10 protein-coding genes and 2 pseudogenes are annotated in these 14,250 nt (G+C 71.2%); 5 read left to right on the top strand and 7 right to left on the bottom strand.

Annotated features, from left to right (window positions below; genetic code table 11):
- Positions 1-17: 17 nt before the first annotated feature.
- The 3 genes and pseudogenes from AB0950_RS25110 to AB0950_RS25100 form a co-directional block, all read right to left on the bottom strand.
- Positions 18-161 (bottom strand): annotated as a pseudogene (locus AB0950_RS25110) (DUF397 domain-containing protein); the annotation flags it as partial.
- 36 nt (positions 162-197) lie between these two features.
- Positions 198-437 (bottom strand): annotated as a pseudogene (locus tag AB0950_RS25105) (Scr1 family TA system antitoxin-like transcriptional regulator); the annotation flags it as partial.
- A gap of 39 nt (positions 438-476) precedes the next feature.
- Positions 477-1,505 (bottom strand): alpha/beta hydrolase, encoded by a 1,029-nt coding sequence (locus AB0950_RS25100; protein ID WP_366779454.1) that lies wholly within the window; start codon positions 1,503-1,505, stop codon positions 477-479.
- A gap of 110 nt (positions 1,506-1,615) precedes the next feature.
- Here AB0950_RS25100 and AB0950_RS25095 point away from each other — a divergent pair, with 110 nt between their 5' ends.
- Complete coding sequence (locus AB0950_RS25095; RefSeq protein ID WP_366779453.1) at positions 1,616-2,365, top strand: TetR/AcrR family transcriptional regulator; 750 nt, start codon at positions 1,616-1,618, stop codon at positions 2,363-2,365.
- A 95-nt stretch (positions 2,366-2,460) separates the two neighbouring features.
- Positions 2,461-3,573 carry an ADP-ribosylglycohydrolase family protein gene (locus AB0950_RS25090; protein ID WP_360160130.1) on the top strand — a complete coding sequence of 371 codons (1,113 nt, stop codon included), beginning with the start codon at positions 2,461-2,463 and terminating at the stop codon, positions 3,571-3,573.
- Positions 3,574-3,620: 47 nt separating this feature from the next.
- Here the strand turns inward: AB0950_RS25090 and AB0950_RS25085 are convergent, their stop codons facing one another.
- The 3 genes from AB0950_RS25085 to AB0950_RS25075 all read right to left on the bottom strand — a co-directional run bounded on the left by AB0950_RS25085 (position 3,621) and on the right by AB0950_RS25075 (position 10,764).
- Positions 3,621-5,189, bottom strand: a complete 1,569-nt coding sequence (locus AB0950_RS25085) for a sodium:solute symporter family protein (protein WP_360160129.1) — start codon at positions 5,187-5,189, stop codon at positions 3,621-3,623.
- Positions 5,190-5,326: 137 nt separating this feature from the next.
- The gene (locus AB0950_RS25080) at positions 5,327-7,201 is read right to left on the bottom strand and encodes an MFS transporter (RefSeq protein WP_360160128.1); all 1,875 of its coding nucleotides are present in this window, start codon (positions 7,199-7,201) and stop codon (positions 5,327-5,329) included.
- A gap of 302 nt (positions 7,202-7,503) precedes the next feature.
- Entirely contained in the window at positions 7,504-10,764 is a 3,261-nt protein-coding gene (locus AB0950_RS25075) for a D-alanyl-D-alanine carboxypeptidase (RefSeq protein ID WP_366779452.1), read from the bottom strand.
- Between the two features lie 181 nt (positions 10,765-10,945).
- On the opposite strand from AB0950_RS25075, the gene AB0950_RS25070 reads away from it, so the two are divergent.
- The 3 genes from AB0950_RS25070 (at position 10,946) to AB0950_RS25060 (ending at position 13,202) form a co-directional block, all read left to right on the top strand.
- Entirely contained in the window at positions 10,946-11,701 is a 756-nt protein-coding gene (locus tag AB0950_RS25070) for a GPP34 family phosphoprotein (RefSeq protein ID WP_360160126.1), read from the top strand.
- Positions 11,702-11,963: 262 nt separating this feature from the next.
- Positions 11,964-12,821, top strand: coding sequence for a helix-turn-helix transcriptional regulator (locus AB0950_RS25065; protein WP_360575447.1), 858 nt, complete (start codon positions 11,964-11,966; stop codon positions 12,819-12,821).
- 189 nt (positions 12,822-13,010) lie between these two features.
- Complete coding sequence (locus tag AB0950_RS25060; RefSeq protein ID WP_360160124.1) at positions 13,011-13,202, top strand: DUF397 domain-containing protein; 192 nt, start codon at positions 13,011-13,013, stop codon at positions 13,200-13,202.
- A 136-nt stretch (positions 13,203-13,338) separates the two neighbouring features.
- Here AB0950_RS25060 and AB0950_RS25055 read toward each other — a convergent pair whose 3' ends face one another.
- Positions 13,339-14,205 carry a MerR family transcriptional regulator gene (locus tag AB0950_RS25055; protein ID WP_360160123.1) on the bottom strand — a complete coding sequence of 289 codons (867 nt, stop codon included), beginning with the start codon at positions 14,203-14,205 and terminating at the stop codon, positions 13,339-13,341.
- Between the last annotated feature and the right edge of the window lie 45 nt (positions 14,206-14,250).

Here is a 14,250-nt window from a genome sequence, read left to right as displayed (position 1 = left end):
CCCTGCCAGGGGCCCGGTTATCGCGGGGGCATTGCGCCAGACTGAGCGAAGTCCAGGAACCGGGCCCAGGGGCCGCCGCGGACAGCGAATTGGGCGCCGTCCCTGTCCTTGGAGTCGCGGATGCGGACGGTGGCGGGGGTTATGGCTACTTCGACGCAGTCGGGGCCTCCAGGAGTTGTACCTCCTGAGGCTCACTGATGATCCTCACGGTCGGTCGGCATCACCTGGATTTCCACGTGCCTCAACCTGCGGAGTTCCAGGAGGTGTTCGAGCTGCTGGCGCAGCACATCCCGGCCTCCGACCGGCCGCCGTAGCGTCACCTCCTCCAGAACAAAGGTCGTCAGCACACGGGGGACACGCTCGAAGACCGTCTTGCGCGCCGTGCGGGCGGAGACGAGACGGTCGATCTCCTCCTCCGGGTAGGAGGGGCGCCGCATCTTCCTCGGCCTCTTCGTCCTCCATGCTGCCCCCTTGCATCAACGCCGTCTGGTTGCCTCCCCCGTCACCACCGGCCGCACCCTGGTCAGCAGGAGGTCCAGGAAGTGGTCGGGGTGGCGGAAGGACGCGAAGTGGGAGGCGTCGGGGATGAGGGCGAAGTCCTTGGCCGGGGCGGTGACTTCGGTGTAGAAGCGGTGGGCCGGTTCCGGTGGGGTGAGGACGTCGTGCTCGCCCTGGAAGAGGAAGAAGGGGAGGCGGAAGGCGGTGCCCTCGGCGTGTTCGTCGATCGTCGTCGCCTGGGGGCCCAGCGGTTCCGAGAAGGTCTGGGCCTTGAGGTAGGCGCGTAGGTCGCGGAGGGTGTGGAGAGGGGAGAACCAGAGGGAGCGGATCACGACCGTCTTCATCGTGTCGTAGGTGAGGGGGTCGGTCGTGACCACCGTCTTCGCGTACTCGGCCCACTGGTGCGCGGACCAGGACGAGCGGTCCGGGCCCAGAGCGGCGGTCTTCGCCCGCTGCTTCTTCCTGCCCGCCTTCTCCAACCGCGTCAGCAGCGCCTCGTACGCGGAAGTGTCCCGGCCGCCGCCGGCGATGTTCTGGTCGGTGCCGACGTACGCCGAGTACCGCTCGGGGTGGTCGCGGGCCAGGCGCAGGCCGATGACCGTGCCGAAGCTGTTGGCCAGGAGCAGGACCTTGGGCACGTTCAGGCGGGTGCGGATGTGGTCCGTGACCTCCACGGCGTCCGCGTGGAGACGGTCGAGGGTCAGCTCGCCCTGGCCCTGGGGGCCGCCTGCCGCGAAGGTCTTCCCGGCGCCCCGCATGTCCCAGCGGACGATCGTGAAGTGCCGCTCCCAGGCGCGGGTGCGCGGGACGAAGACCAGGTTGGAGGCGCCGGGGCCGCCGTGCAGCTCGAGGATCACGGGGTTCGAGCGGTCCTCGCCCCGGACGGAGATCCACTGGTCGATGCCGCCGATACGGACGTACGACGACTCGTCGATGCCGTTCGGGGTGGTGATCGCGAGCTTCCTGGCGTTCGCGCGGCGCTTGAGGGCGCGGTAGGTCAGCAGCATGGTGTTCCCCCTAAACTGTTTATGTCGTCAGCTGTTTGGTGTGCGGTTTACGGTATATACAGTTGCGGGGGGAGTCAACAGGCTTCCCGAAGCCGAGCGGGAGGGACCTCGTGGCCGGACGGAACGCGGGACAGGGCAAGGAAGCGCAGGGGCCCGATCCGCGGGCGACCCTCGCGCTGCTGTGGGGCGAGCAGGGCAGGCCCACCCGCGGGCCCAAGCCGAAACTGACCCCGCAGCGCATCGCCGCGGCCGCCGCCGAACTGGCCGACAAGGAGGGCCTGGACGCCGTCTCCATGAGCAAGGTCGCGGCCGGGTTCGGCGTCTCCGCCATGGCGCTGTACCGGTACGTGCCCGGCAAGGCGGAACTGGTCGAGCTGATGGTGGAGTCGGTGCTGGCCGAGGGGCCGGACCTGGCTGGGGTCGCGAAGGGGGACTGGCGGGGCGGGCTGCGGGAGTGGGCCCGCCGGCTCTGGCAGGTCTACACGGCACACCCCTGGCTCCTCGCCGCCGTCCCCATGCGCCGTCAGCTGATGGGCCCGCACCAGCTCCAGTGGCTGGACGCCGCACTCGCCGTCCTGGAGCCGACCCCGCTCACCGCCGCCGAGCGGCACAAGGTCTTCCTCCTCGTCGTCGGACTCGTCCGCAACCTCGCCCAGCAGCACGGCGACCGCGACGAGGAGGAGGAACGCCAGTGGGACCGGCTCGCGGGCGAGGTGCTCGCACGGCACGCCGACCGCTTCCCGGCCCTCACCAGGGCCGTCGCCGAGGGAGCGTTCGAGCCGGACGGCACCGATCCGCTGGACTTCGGGCTCGACCGGATCGCCGACGGGGTCGAAGCGCTCGTAGCTGGGCGGGAATGACCACCCGAGGCCGATTTGCCCCCGTGAACGGACCGTTCCCCGTCGATTACAGTGCCTAGCGTCGTACGGACGGACGGTGCCGTGGGGAGGTCTGGATGAGTGCGACGTCCGGCGCCGTCTGGGGCCGATCCGAGCAACAGGACTTCCGCAGCAGGGTGCGCGGCACCCTGCTCGGGGTCGCCGTGGGCGACGCGCTCGGCGGGCCCGCCGACCCGCTGTCCCTGGAGGAGATCCGGGCCGCGTACGGCCCCGAGGGGCTGCTCGACCTGGCCTTCGGGCAGGGACGCCGGGGCACGGTCACCCACCACACCCAGCTCACCCTGTTCACCGTGGACGGGCTGATCCGGGCCCAGGTACGGCGGGACACCGGCGCCTGGCACCCGCCGACCGACCTGCACCGGGCGTACCGGCGCTGGGCCGCCACCCAGCGGGACTGGGGGCCGGACGAGCGCCGCAAGGACGACGGCTGGCTCGCGCGCGAGGAGTGGCTGTACGCCCGCCGCGACCCGACCCGGGCCCTGCTCATCGGCTTCGGCGACGACACCATGGGCACGCTGGAGTCACCGAAGAACCCCGGCGAGCTGGGCCCGGAGGCGATGGCCCGGTCCGCGCCCTTCGGGCTGCTGGTCGGCTGGGAGCCGCAGCTCGTCGCGCAGCTCGCGGTGGAGTGCGCGGCGCAGAGCCACGGGCATCCCCTCGCCTGTCTGTCGGCGGGCGCGTACGCCGTGATCGTGCATGCGCTGGCCCGGGGCGAGAGCCTGGACGGCGCCGTGCAGCGGGCCCTGGCCCTGCTCGCCGCCCGCCCCGGCCACCAGCCCGTCTCGGACGCCCTGCAGCACGCCCTCGGTGCGGTACGGCAGGGGATCCCGAGCCCGACGCGGGTGGAGGAACTGGCCGGCGACGGTACGGCGGACGGGCTGCTGGCGGCGGCGGTGTACTGCGCGCTGGTCGGCGAGGACGTACGGCACGGGCTGTGCCTCGCGGTGAACCAGAGCGGCCCGTCGGCGGCGGCGGGCGCCCTCACCGGCGGTCTCCTCGGCGCCCTGCACGGCGAGACGGCCCTGCCCCCGGCCTGGGTGGCCGAGCTGGAGGGCCGTCCCACGGTGCTGGAACTGGCCGACGACTTCTCGATGGAGATGACCCAGGGCCCGGCGCTGCACGGCCCGGCGGGCTCGTCGCCGGGGTGGCTGGCGAGGTACCCGCGTTAGGGGCGCGCGCCGGTGTGCGCCACCGGCACCCTGGATGCGCACAGCGGCTAGTCCACCGCCGGTGCGCCGATCACGTCGTCCCCGGCGCTCGCGGGCACCGGCACCGCCGCCACCGCGTCCCCGTCCGTGTTGACCTTCTCGATGATGGCGAGCCGCTCCGGCGTCTCCTCCGGCTTCACGTAGCCGATGACGATGTACAGGACGAGGGACACCGCCAGCGGCACGGACACCTGGTACTGCAGCGGCACCCCGCCCGAGACGTTCCAGTTGATGGGGTAGTTCACCAGCCAGAACGCCAGCAGACCCGCCGCCCAGCTGGTCAGCGCCGCCGTCGGGCCGGAGCGGCGGAACGCGCGGAGCAGGCCCAGCATCATCGGGATCGCGATGGGACCCATCAGACCGGCCACCCACTTGATGACCACCGTGATGATGTCCTTGAACGTGGGGGAGTTGACCTGGGTCGCCACCGCCATGGACAGCCCGAGGAAGACGAGGGTCGTCACGCGGGCCGCGATCAGTCCCGACCGCTCGCCCCACCCCCGCGCCCGGGAGGACAGCACCGGCGCCACGTCCCGGGTGAACACCGCCGCGATGGCGTTCGCGTCGGAGGAGCACATGGCCATCGTGTGGGAGAAGAACCCGACGATCACCAGGCCCAGCAGCCCGTGCGGCAGCAGCTGTTCGGTCATCAGGCCGTAGGAGTCGGAGCCGTCCGGCTTCTGCGCGTGGACCAGCAGGGGGGACATCCACATCGGGAAGAACAGGACCGTCGGCCAGATCAGCCACAGCACGGACGACAGCCGGGCCGACCGCTCGGCCTGGTGCGCGCTGCCCGTCGCCATGTACCGCTGGGCCTGGTTGAGCATGCCGCCGTTGTACTCGAAGAGCTTGATGAACAGGAACGCCAGCAGGAACACCGTGCTGTAGGGGCCGACCAGCGGCTTGCCGTGGCCGTGCAGCGCCGGCTGGTTCCAGGCGTCGAGGAAGCCGATGTGCTTGTCGTTCAGCTTCAGCACGACCGCCACGAACATCGAGACGCCGGCCAGCAACTGGATGACGAACTGGCCGAGTTCGGTCAGCGCGTCCGCCCACAGGCCGCCGATCGTGCAGTACACGGCCGTGATCGCACCGGTGATGAGGATGCCCTGGTTCAGGGTGACCCCGGTGAACACCGACAGCAGGGTGGCGATCGCCGCCCACTTGGCGCCCACGTCCACGATCTTCAGCAGCATCCCGGACCAGGCGAGCGCCTGCTGGGTGGACAGGTTGTAGCGGTTCTTCAGGTACTCCAGCGGGGAGGCCACATGGAGCCGGGACCGCAGCCGGTTGATGCGCGGCGCGAACAGCTTCGACCCGATGGCGATGCCGAGCGCGATGGGGAAGGACCAGGTGACGAAGGAGGTGACGCCGTAGGTGTAGGCGATGCCCGCGTACCCGGTGAACATGACCGCGCTGTAGCCCGACATGTGGTGCGAGATGCCGGAGAGCCACCAGGGCATCTTGCCGCCGGCCGTGAAGAAGTCAGAGACGTTGTCCACGCGCTTGTGCGACCAGACGCCGATCGCGACCATCACACCGAAGTAGCCGATGAGTACGGCCCAGTCGAGACTGTTCATGTGCTCGATCGTGGGTGCGGTCATATGAACGCGACAAGCAAGCGTAAGGTCAAGTCGAAGTAAAAATGTTCGACTTGATGACCTGCGTTCATCTACGTGAACGAACGTGCGGGTGGGCCGAGTTGAGACGGGCGGCTCTACTTGAGCTCGTCAGGGCAGGGTGTGCCGCGCGGCAGCTGGTACGGCGCGGCCAGCCGGTAGGTGCCGGCGTGCGGAGCGAGCAGCATCGTCCACTTGTCGCCGTTCGCGTCCTGCGGGGTCTCCATCAGGCACCCGTTGACGTTCCGGTACTTCTTCGGCGCGCCGGAGGGAGAGATCACCTGCGGCGGCTTCAGGCTCTTGCCGTGCTCGTCGACGACGCTCAGCCACGGCGAGTACGGGATCCGGATCAGGATCCGCCCGGCCTTGCGCACCTGGAGCGTCATCTCGCCCTGCTCCGCGCGGTCCACCACCGCGTCCGGCTCCGCGAGCGGCGTCGGATCGGTCACCCGGAACAGCTGCCAGTTGGCGTCGCCCCAGACCTGCTTCAGATACGGCATCCCCCGCTGCAGCAGTTCCCGCTCCCGCTGGCCGCCGTCACCGTCCGGGTTGTCCTTCGGCAGCACCACGAAGTGCACGGCCCAACGCCGCAGCCACTCGTGGTAGTTCGCCGAGTTGAGGGTGTCGTCGTAGAAGAGCGGGTTGCGCTCCATGTCGGCCTGCCGGTTCCAGCCGCGCGCCAGGTTGACGTACGGCGCGAGCGCGGAGGCCTCCCGGTGCGAGCGCGCCGGGACCACCTCGACGCGGCCCTTCTCGGCACCGGCCTTCTGCAGCTGGTGCACCAGCGGGGCCAGCTCACGGGCCCAGGACGCGGCCGGGGTCGTGTGGATGATGTCGTCCACCGACTTGTAGCCGATCCACCCGGCGAAGCCGAGCAGCGCCAGCACGGCCGTGTACCACTTCCGCGACTTCGGCACCGTGAACGGCAGCGCGGCCACCAGCGTCGCACCCGCGAACAGCATCGGCAGCCGGGAGATGTTCGACCCGATCTGCGAGCTGATCAGCCACACCAGGACCACGCCCAGGCTGTACACCGCGGCCGTCAGCCGGACCGTCACCCACTCCCGCGGCACCAGGAACAGACACAGCAGCCCGTACAGCAGCGGCATGATCACCGAGCCGATCGTCATCGGCTGGGTGCCGGAGAAGGGGAAGAGGAAGTACGAGGCCGCGACCACCACCGTCGGCGCGATCCCCAGCGCCCAGGCGCCCGGCCGCCGCTTCTGCAGGAACAGCGCGACCGCCACCAACCCGACGAACAGCCCCGACACGGGCGAGGCCATGGTGGACAGACCGGCGAGCGGGGCGGCCACCGCGGCCTTCGCCCAGCGCTTGTGCCGCCACTTGTACGGCCAGCAGAAGACGGCCGCGACCGCGCCGAGCGCGAACATCGTGCCGAGGCCGTAGGTCACCCGGCCCGAGATCGCGTTGCACAGCAGCGCGACGACCCCGGCGAGCGAGGCCCACAGCGGGTTCCTCACCGCCCGGCTGCGGATCAGGACCATGGTCAGCAGGCCCGCCGACACGGTTCCGGCGATCATCATCGTCGTACGGACGCCGAGGATCGCCATCAGATACGGCGACACCACGCTGTACGACACCGGGTGCATGCCGCCGTACCAGGCCAGGTTGTACGCCGAGTCCGGGTGCCGGCCGACGAACTCCGCCCAGGCGTCCTGCGCCGCGAGATCGCCACCGCTGTTCGCGAACGTGAAGAACCAGACGATGTGCAGGACCCCGGCGAGGGCCGTCACGGACAGCACCGGGTGCTTCAGCATCCGCTGCCTGAGGGGCTCGGCTGCGGTGAGGAGGCGCGCGAGGCCGCGCGGGCGCACGGCGGCGCGATCACTGCCGGCAGGGCTGTCCGGGTGATCGGTCGGACCCTCCCGGTCAGCCGCGGACAGGCGTATTCGCGGGCCCGGTCCCGGGCCCGGATCGGCGTCGTCGGCGCGTGTCGGCTCGGCTGTGGCCACCTGAAGGCACTCCCCGTGTCCCGTCTTCTGTTCTCGGCCGTGTTCCCCGGTGTTCGCGGCCGCTTGCCGTCCAGTTCGCGGCCGTGTCCCGCGACCGGCGACCTGCCCCGTTTCGTGACGCTAGCACGCGCGCGTGGTCATGGCGCGGCTCGCCTCCGGCAGGCCCCGGCCGGCGGCGGGAGCGCGACCGCGCTCAGCCCTTGAGGGCCTGCGCGCTCGCGCTCCCGCCACCGGTGCGCTCCTCCGGCCTCCCTCGCGCTGGGCGCGGGCCGGTGACGTCCGGGCGGACCCGGGGTGCGGGCTCAGCCCAGCCGGGTCAGCTTGGCGCCGAAGCCGGGCTCCGCCAGATCCTTCTGCAGGGCCACCGGCACCTTGACGGCACCGGCCGAACCGTCGCCCACGGTGAGCGAACCGACCTCGGCGCCGGCCTTCGCCGTGTGCGGCACCGTGCCGGAGGTGAGGGACAGCTTCACCTTCAGCCCCGCCCAGCCGGCCGCCGTGACGTCCTTCGTCGCCACGACCGGGGTACGGCCGCCGAGGCCGTCGTCGACGTACCCGACGACATCGCCCTTCTTCAGGATCGTCACCGACTTCAGGGCGCCCTGCGCGGCCCGGATCAGCTGGTCGCTGTGGTCGAGGGCGGCGCTGAGGATCGTGTTCTCCGAGCCGCCGGCCGGCTGGCGCAGCACCGCGCCGATGATCGTGCGGGTGCCGCCGCCGACCTGCTGCTTCGCCGCGAAGACCAGGTTGCCGAGGGCGGAGGTGGTGGTGCCGGTCTTGATGCCGACGACGTTGTTGCTGCCGACCAGGTGGTTCCAGTTGGAGTGGTTGACGCCCTTGTAGTCGGTGTACGACATCATCGCCGCGACCTCGCGGAAGGCGGGCTCGGTCATCGCGGCCTTCGCCAGCTTCACCTGGTCCACGGCCGTGCTGACCGTGGAGTCCGTCAGGCCCGAGGGGTCGGTGTACGTCGTGTTCGTCATGCCGAGGCTCTTGGCGGTGGCGTTCATCCTCGCCACGAACGCCTTCTCCGAACCGGCGTCCCAGCGGGCGAGCAGACGGGCGATGTTGTTCGCCGACGCGATGAGGATGCTCTCCAGGGCCTCGCGCTGGGAGACCGAGTCACCGGCGGTGACGTGCACGGTGGACTCCTGGCCCGCGTTCGACTGCTGCTCGGCCGCCTTGTCGATCTTGATCTTGGGGCCGTCGGCGCCGCTCTTGAGCGGGTGGTCGCGCAGGACGATGTACGCGGTCATCACCTTGGCGACGCTCGCGATCGGCACCGGCTTCTGGGCGCCGGAGGAACCGAACGTGCCGATGCCCTGCACGTCCAGCGCGGCCTCGCCGCCGGCCGGCCACGGGATGGCGACCTTGCCGCCGGCGAAGGTGTAGGTGTCCTTCGCGGTGAGGTCGAGGGTGGGGCCGGGGAGCGGGCGCAGGGTCTGCACGATCGCGAAGATGACCGCCAGGAGCAGGACCAGGGGGGTCCAGATCTTGACCCGGCGCACGAGCGTGCGGAACGGCGTCTCCGGCGGCGGGGGCGTGTTCGTCAGCTCCGCCAGCAGGTCCAGCGGGGGCTTCGGGGGAAGCGGCTGCTGGGTGGTGCGCTCGGGCCCGACCTGCGGGACGGGCGTGGTGGCGTCCGGCTTCGCGTGGGGCTCGGCCTTCGGCTTGGCGGGGACCATGTCGTTCTTGAGCGCGACGAACTTGCTGGTGCGCTCGGAGTCGGACTCGGGTGCCTTGGGCTTCCCGCCGAGCTTGAGCATGGTGGTGGGCTGGTCGACCTGCGGCCGCTTGGGCTGTACGGCCTTGAAGACGGCGGTGGGCTGATCGACGGGCGCGCTGTCCACATCCGCCCCGGCTTCGCCGTCGGTGCCGTCCCCACCCGTGCGGCTCTCCTCGCCGACTGCGTCCGACCCCAGCGGCGCGTCCCCGCCATCGGCGACCGCCGGCTTCGAGTCCGCAGCGCCGGCAGCGCCCTGCGAGTCCTCGGGTCCGGCAGCGCCGTGCGAGTCCTCGGGTCCGGCAGCGCCCTTCGCTCCGGCAGCGCCCTTCGCGTCCTTGGCTCCGGCAGCGCCCTCCGAGTCCGCGGGTCCGGCAGCGCCCTGCGCGTCGTTGGCTCCGGCAGCGCTCAGCTTCGGTCGTACCTCAGCCGCAGTGGCAGCCGCGTCTTCCGGTTCAGGCTTGGCAGGGGGCTCAGCCTGGGCCTGGGGGTTGGAGTCAGCCTTGGCTTGAGTCGTGGGATCGGCTTTGGTCTGGCCCTTGGGGTCAGCCTTGGCCTTGGTCGTGGCGTCCGCCTTCGACTGGCTCGTGCGGCCAGCCTTCACCTCGGGGTCGGCTTTTGCCGTGGGCTCAGCTTTGGCCTGGGCCGTGGCGTCCGCGTCGCCGTTCGCCAGGGCCGTGGGCGCAGCCTTCGCCCCGCCGTTCGCCTGGGCCTTGGGGTCGGCCTTCGCCCCACCCTTCGGCTGCGTCTTCGACGCGGGCTCGCCCTGTCCCCCTGGCTCGCCCTTCGCGTCGGCCTTCGCCTCGGATGCAGCCTTCACCTTCGGCTCGGCCTTCGCCTCAGCGACGGCGCCACCGTCCAAGTCGGCCTTGGCATCGGCCTCAGCACCATCACGGTCAGCCTCAGCCGATACGTCGGCCTTGGCGCCACCGTCACCCTCGGCATTTATGTCGGCGTCAGCACCATCCTGCGCCGGGGCCTCAGCCTCTGCGCCGGCCTCGGAGTCCGCCTCCGCCTTCACGCCCGCAACTGCCTTCGAGCCCGCGCCGGCCTCCGCACCCGAGCGGGCGCCAGCCTCCGTACTCGCGTCCGCGTCCGCCTTCGCGTCGGCGCCACTCTCGTCGCCGGAACCCCCGTCAGCGTGGGCCGTCGAGCCCGCGTCGGCTTTCGCCGCGCCGTTCGTGCCCGCGCCCGTACCCGAGCCCGTGTCAGCGCCCGCCTCCGTGCCTGCGTCCGCCTTCCGCTCGGCGTCCGCGCCCGCGTCGACCTTCGCCCCGGCCTTCACACCCGCGTCGGCCTTAGCCCGGCCGTCTGCGCCCACACCCGAGCCCGAGTCGGCCTTCCCCTCGGCGCTCGCGCCGGCGACGGCCCTCGCCCCGGCGTCCGCACCCGAGCCCCCGTCAGCGCCCGCGTTGCCCTTCCGCTCGGCGTCCGCGCCGGCGACGGCCCTCGCCCCGGCGTCCGCACCCGAGCCCCCGTCAGCGCCCGCGCCGGCCTTCCCCCCGGCGCCCGCGCCGGCGTCGGCCTTAGCCCCGCCGTCCGCGTCCGCGCCCCCCTCCGGCTCATCCCCCGTCGGCGGTTTGGAGTTGGCCTTGCGGACCCAGGCGGAGACCGCCTTGCGGAGGGCGGTGTCCTCGGGGGAGGGGGTGGTGTCGGGGATCGACAGGATCTTCGTCGCGGTGTCGACACCGCTCGGCGCGGAATCCTTTTCCCGGGCGACCGCGAGACGCGGATCCCGTGTCTCGGGAACCGGAGCCGCGCTCCCCGGCGTCGGTTCCGCCGACGACTCGCGCTGCTTCGACCTGTCGGGGGACTCGCCCGCCACCGATGCCTCCTCCATGCGCCGCACGCCCACACGCGCGCCCTGTCCGAACCATGTACCAGTGTCCTGTGTGAGGGCTTAACCCCTGCGCTAGACGAGAACGACATACCTACCGGTTCCCTCACGAACCGGTCACGCACCCTCGACAGACCAATGTGAGAGGGGTCACCCTGTCATTCATCCACGCGGGGAGGCATGGATGGGCAGGAGCCGCAGAACACTTCCGGAGGAGCTTCTGCTGCTGGCACTGGACCCGGCCACGGGTACCACTGCGCAGCCGCAGTCGCTCGACCTCGGTCTGGCCGGTGCACAGCTAGTGGAGCTGGCGCTGGCCGGACGGATAGCCCCAGACGGGGATCGTATCGCCGTGGTGGTGCCACGGCCGACTGGAGATCCGACTTTGGACTGCGCGTTGGAGTTGCTGCGACGGCGTGGCGCTCCCGTGCGGGCTGTTCACTGGATCGGCGGGCCCCGCCTGGGGCTCCGTCAGACCTACCTCTCGCATCTGGAGCGGTGCGGCATGGTGCATGCCGTGGCCGGCCAGATGTGCGGGGTGCTGCCGACGACGCGCTACCAGGCGACGGACAACGAGATCAGCCGGGAGATCAGGGCCCGGCTGGACTCCGCGATCCGCACCGGCGTACCGCCGGACCCGCGGACCGCGGCGCTCGCCGCCCTGGCGCACGCCGTCGGCCTCGGCAAGCACCTGTACCCGGGGAACGAGGGCCGGTCCTCCAGGTCCCGGCTGCGGGATCTGATCCGGCACGACCCCATGGGCGGTCTCGTCGCGCACGCCGTGATGGACGTGCAGAACGGCGCGGTCGCGCAACCGCGCCGGGGCACGGCCGCCACCGCGCGGCAGGGCGCACCGGGCGCCCGGTCCGCGGCGGAGCCCGCACGCGGGGTTCCGATGCAGCCGCACCGCGGCTCCATGGCACGCGCCGTGGCCCACTGAGCCGTAACCCCGGTCCCCACAGACCCGGTTCGGGAGCCGCTGGTCGAGCGGGGCGGTGAGACCTGTGTGTCTCGCCGCCCCGCTCGGCCGCTTCCGGGCCCGGCGGCCGGCCCCCCATCGGGCGGCGAGCCGTGCGGAACTGACGCGTACGCGCCGCATATCCACCATTTCCCAGCGGTAGAAAGCACCTTGGTGGCAGTCTGCTCAGCAGCAGATACGGAAAGTGTCAAAGAACAGGCAGGCAGCCGGAGGTGCACGTCCCGTGGCGTCCAATGTCAATCCCACCGTCAGGCGGCGCCGGCTGGGCCAGGAGCTGCGCAGGCTCCGCGAGCTCAAGGGCATGACGGCCGAGGAAGTGGCCGAGCGACTGCTCGTGTCGCAGTCGAAGATCAGCCGGCTGGAGAACGGCCGCAGAAGCATCAGCCAGCGCGATGTGCGCGACCTGTGCGGGGTGTACGAGGTCGAGGACCAGCGGATCGTGGACTCGCTGATGGAGATGGCCCGGGATTCCCGGCAGCAGGGGTGGTGGCACACCTTCGGGGACATCCCGTACAGCGTCTACATCGGTCTGGAGACCGACGCCGAGTCGCTGCGGGTGTACGAACCCCAGCTGGTCACCGGTCTGTTGCAGACCCGCGCCTACGCGGAGGCCCTGGTGCAGGGCGCGCTGCCGGAGACGTCGACGGCCGAGATCGAGAAGCGTGTGCAGGTGCGCATGCGCCGACAGGAACGTATCACCGCCGAGACCAACCCGCTCCGGCTGTGGGTGGTGCTCGACGAGGCGGCGCTGAAGCGCGTCGTGGGCAGCAAGCTGGTGATGCGCGAGCAGCTGGACCATCTGATCGAGATGTCCCAGCTGCCGCACGTCACCGTGCAGGTGCTGCCGTTCGAGGTGGGCGCGCATCCGGGGCTGAACGGCCAGTACGCGATCCTGGAGTTCGCCGACGCGGCCGACTCCAGCGTGGTGTACCTGGAGGGCGTCACCAGCGACCTGTACCTGGAGAAGGCCCAGGACGTGCAGAAGTACGCCGTGATGTACGAGCACTTGCGGGCACAGTCCCTCAATGTGGAGCAATCCCGGCAGTTCATTGCAAAGGTGGCCAAAGACTACGCCGAATGAGCGGCTGGCACCGAGGGCGCCGGATCGTACACCGTCGATCCGCTCCAGTGGAAGGCTCGCCTGGAATATGCCATCCAGTCGAGTGAACGACTCCTCCGGCAGGGGCGGTTGCCCGGTAGCGTCGATCACGCCAACCAGACGACCAGGTTGGCGTGAACCGCACTATCGCAACTCGCTACAGGAGTGGACATGGCACTGATTCAGGGCGCTACGGAGACGTGGACGAAGTCCTCCTATTCCGCGGGCAACGGCGCCTGCGTCGAGGTCAAGTCGCCCACCGACGCCGAACTCGCCGTCCGTGACTCCAAGGTCACCGAGGGGCCGGTCCTGGCCTTCCCCGCCGACGCGTGGAACGCCTTCGTGGCCTCGGTCAAGGCCTAGGAGGTCCTCGCTGACCTTCGTCCGTAGAGACCTCCCGACGAACACAACTTCACACGCACCACCAGAAGAGCCCTCTCGACCAGTCGCCGTCCTTGCCGAGGGGGCTCGGCCGTGCACCCACGGCGCCTCCGGCCGCTCAGCCCACCGGGAACGCCACGTCGCACACCGGGTCGCCGGGGCCCGCCGCGTCCCAGTCCGCGAAGTAGATCTCCCGGCAGGGCCCGGCCATCCGAAGTCCTTCCCCCGCCATCCACTGCTCCACCGCCCCGAACGCGGCCAGAATCTGCGGATGCGCCACCTGCGCCTTGGTGATCCTCGTGTACGCCAGCCGGGCCGCCGGCTCGACCCGTACGGCCGTCTTCCAGGCCCGGCCCTGCCCGGCGGCCCACGCCCGTGCCGCCGCCTCGTCGGCCACCGGCACGCACGACTCGGCCGGTCCGTCGCTCTCCATCGACACCTCGGAGTGGTAGACCACGAACGGCGCGCCCGTCATGCCCCCGCACTCCCGCGCCGCCGCCACCAGCCGGCCCAGCGAGGCACCGATCCACGTCGGCAGCTCGTCCGCCAGCGTGTGCCGCGACTCGGTGATCACCACCTGGGCCGGCACGTCCACCGTCTCGATCGTGAACTTCCCGTACATCTCGGAGCTCCTCCCCGACAGTCGTCCACGGAGGTACTCGGCGAGCGTCCGCTGCCCGGCCACCCGGGCCTCCACGTCCGCCCAGTAGGCGGCGAGCCGGCCGGCGGCCTCCGCGCCCCCGGCCCCGAGCACCTCGGCGATCCGGGCCAGCGGCATGTCCAACTGCCGCAGCAGGGCCACCAGCCGGGCGCGCTCGACCTGATCGGCGCGGTAGTAGCGATAGCCGGTGCCGTCGTCGACACGGGCCGGCGCCAGCAGGCCGAGCCGGTCGTACAGGCGCAGCGCCTTGGCCGACAGCCGGGCCCGCGCGGCGAACGCGCCGATGGTGAGCAGGTCCTCGTCCACGCTGCCATCCTCCGTCACCGGGCGGCTCTTTCCGCCCGGTGACGAGGACGCTCCGCCCTGCCC

The organism is Streptomyces sp. NPDC007189 (genome assembly GCF_040703635.1).
In the GTDB taxonomy this organism is placed as follows: domain Bacteria; phylum Actinomycetota; class Actinomycetes; order Streptomycetales; family Streptomycetaceae; genus Streptomyces.
The sequence above is the reverse complement of the archived record's forward strand: the minus strand, read 5'-3'. Positions and strand labels throughout refer to the sequence as shown.

Excerpts from the sequence above, each read along its gene's own strand:
- AB0950_RS25100 (WP_366779454.1), bottom strand. The coding sequence starts at position 1,505 with ATGCTGCTGACCTACCGCGCCCTCAAGCGCCGCGCGAACGCCAGGAAG.
- AB0950_RS25090 (WP_360160130.1), top strand. The coding sequence starts at position 2,461 with ATGAGTGCGACGTCCGGCGCCGTCTGGGGCCGATCCGAGCAACAGGAC.
- AB0950_RS25085 (WP_360160129.1), bottom strand. The coding sequence starts at position 5,189 with ATGAACAGTCTCGACTGGGCCGTACTCATCGGCTACTTCGGTGTGATG.
- AB0950_RS25075 (WP_366779452.1), bottom strand. The coding sequence starts at position 10,764 with ATGGAGGAGGCATCGGTGGCGGGCGAGTCCCCCGACAGGTCGAAGCAG.
- AB0950_RS25070 (WP_360160126.1), top strand. The coding sequence starts at position 10,946 with ATGGGCAGGAGCCGCAGAACACTTCCGGAGGAGCTTCTGCTGCTGGCA.
- AB0950_RS25060 (WP_360160124.1), top strand. The coding sequence starts at position 13,011 with ATGGCACTGATTCAGGGCGCTACGGAGACGTGGACGAAGTCCTCCTAT.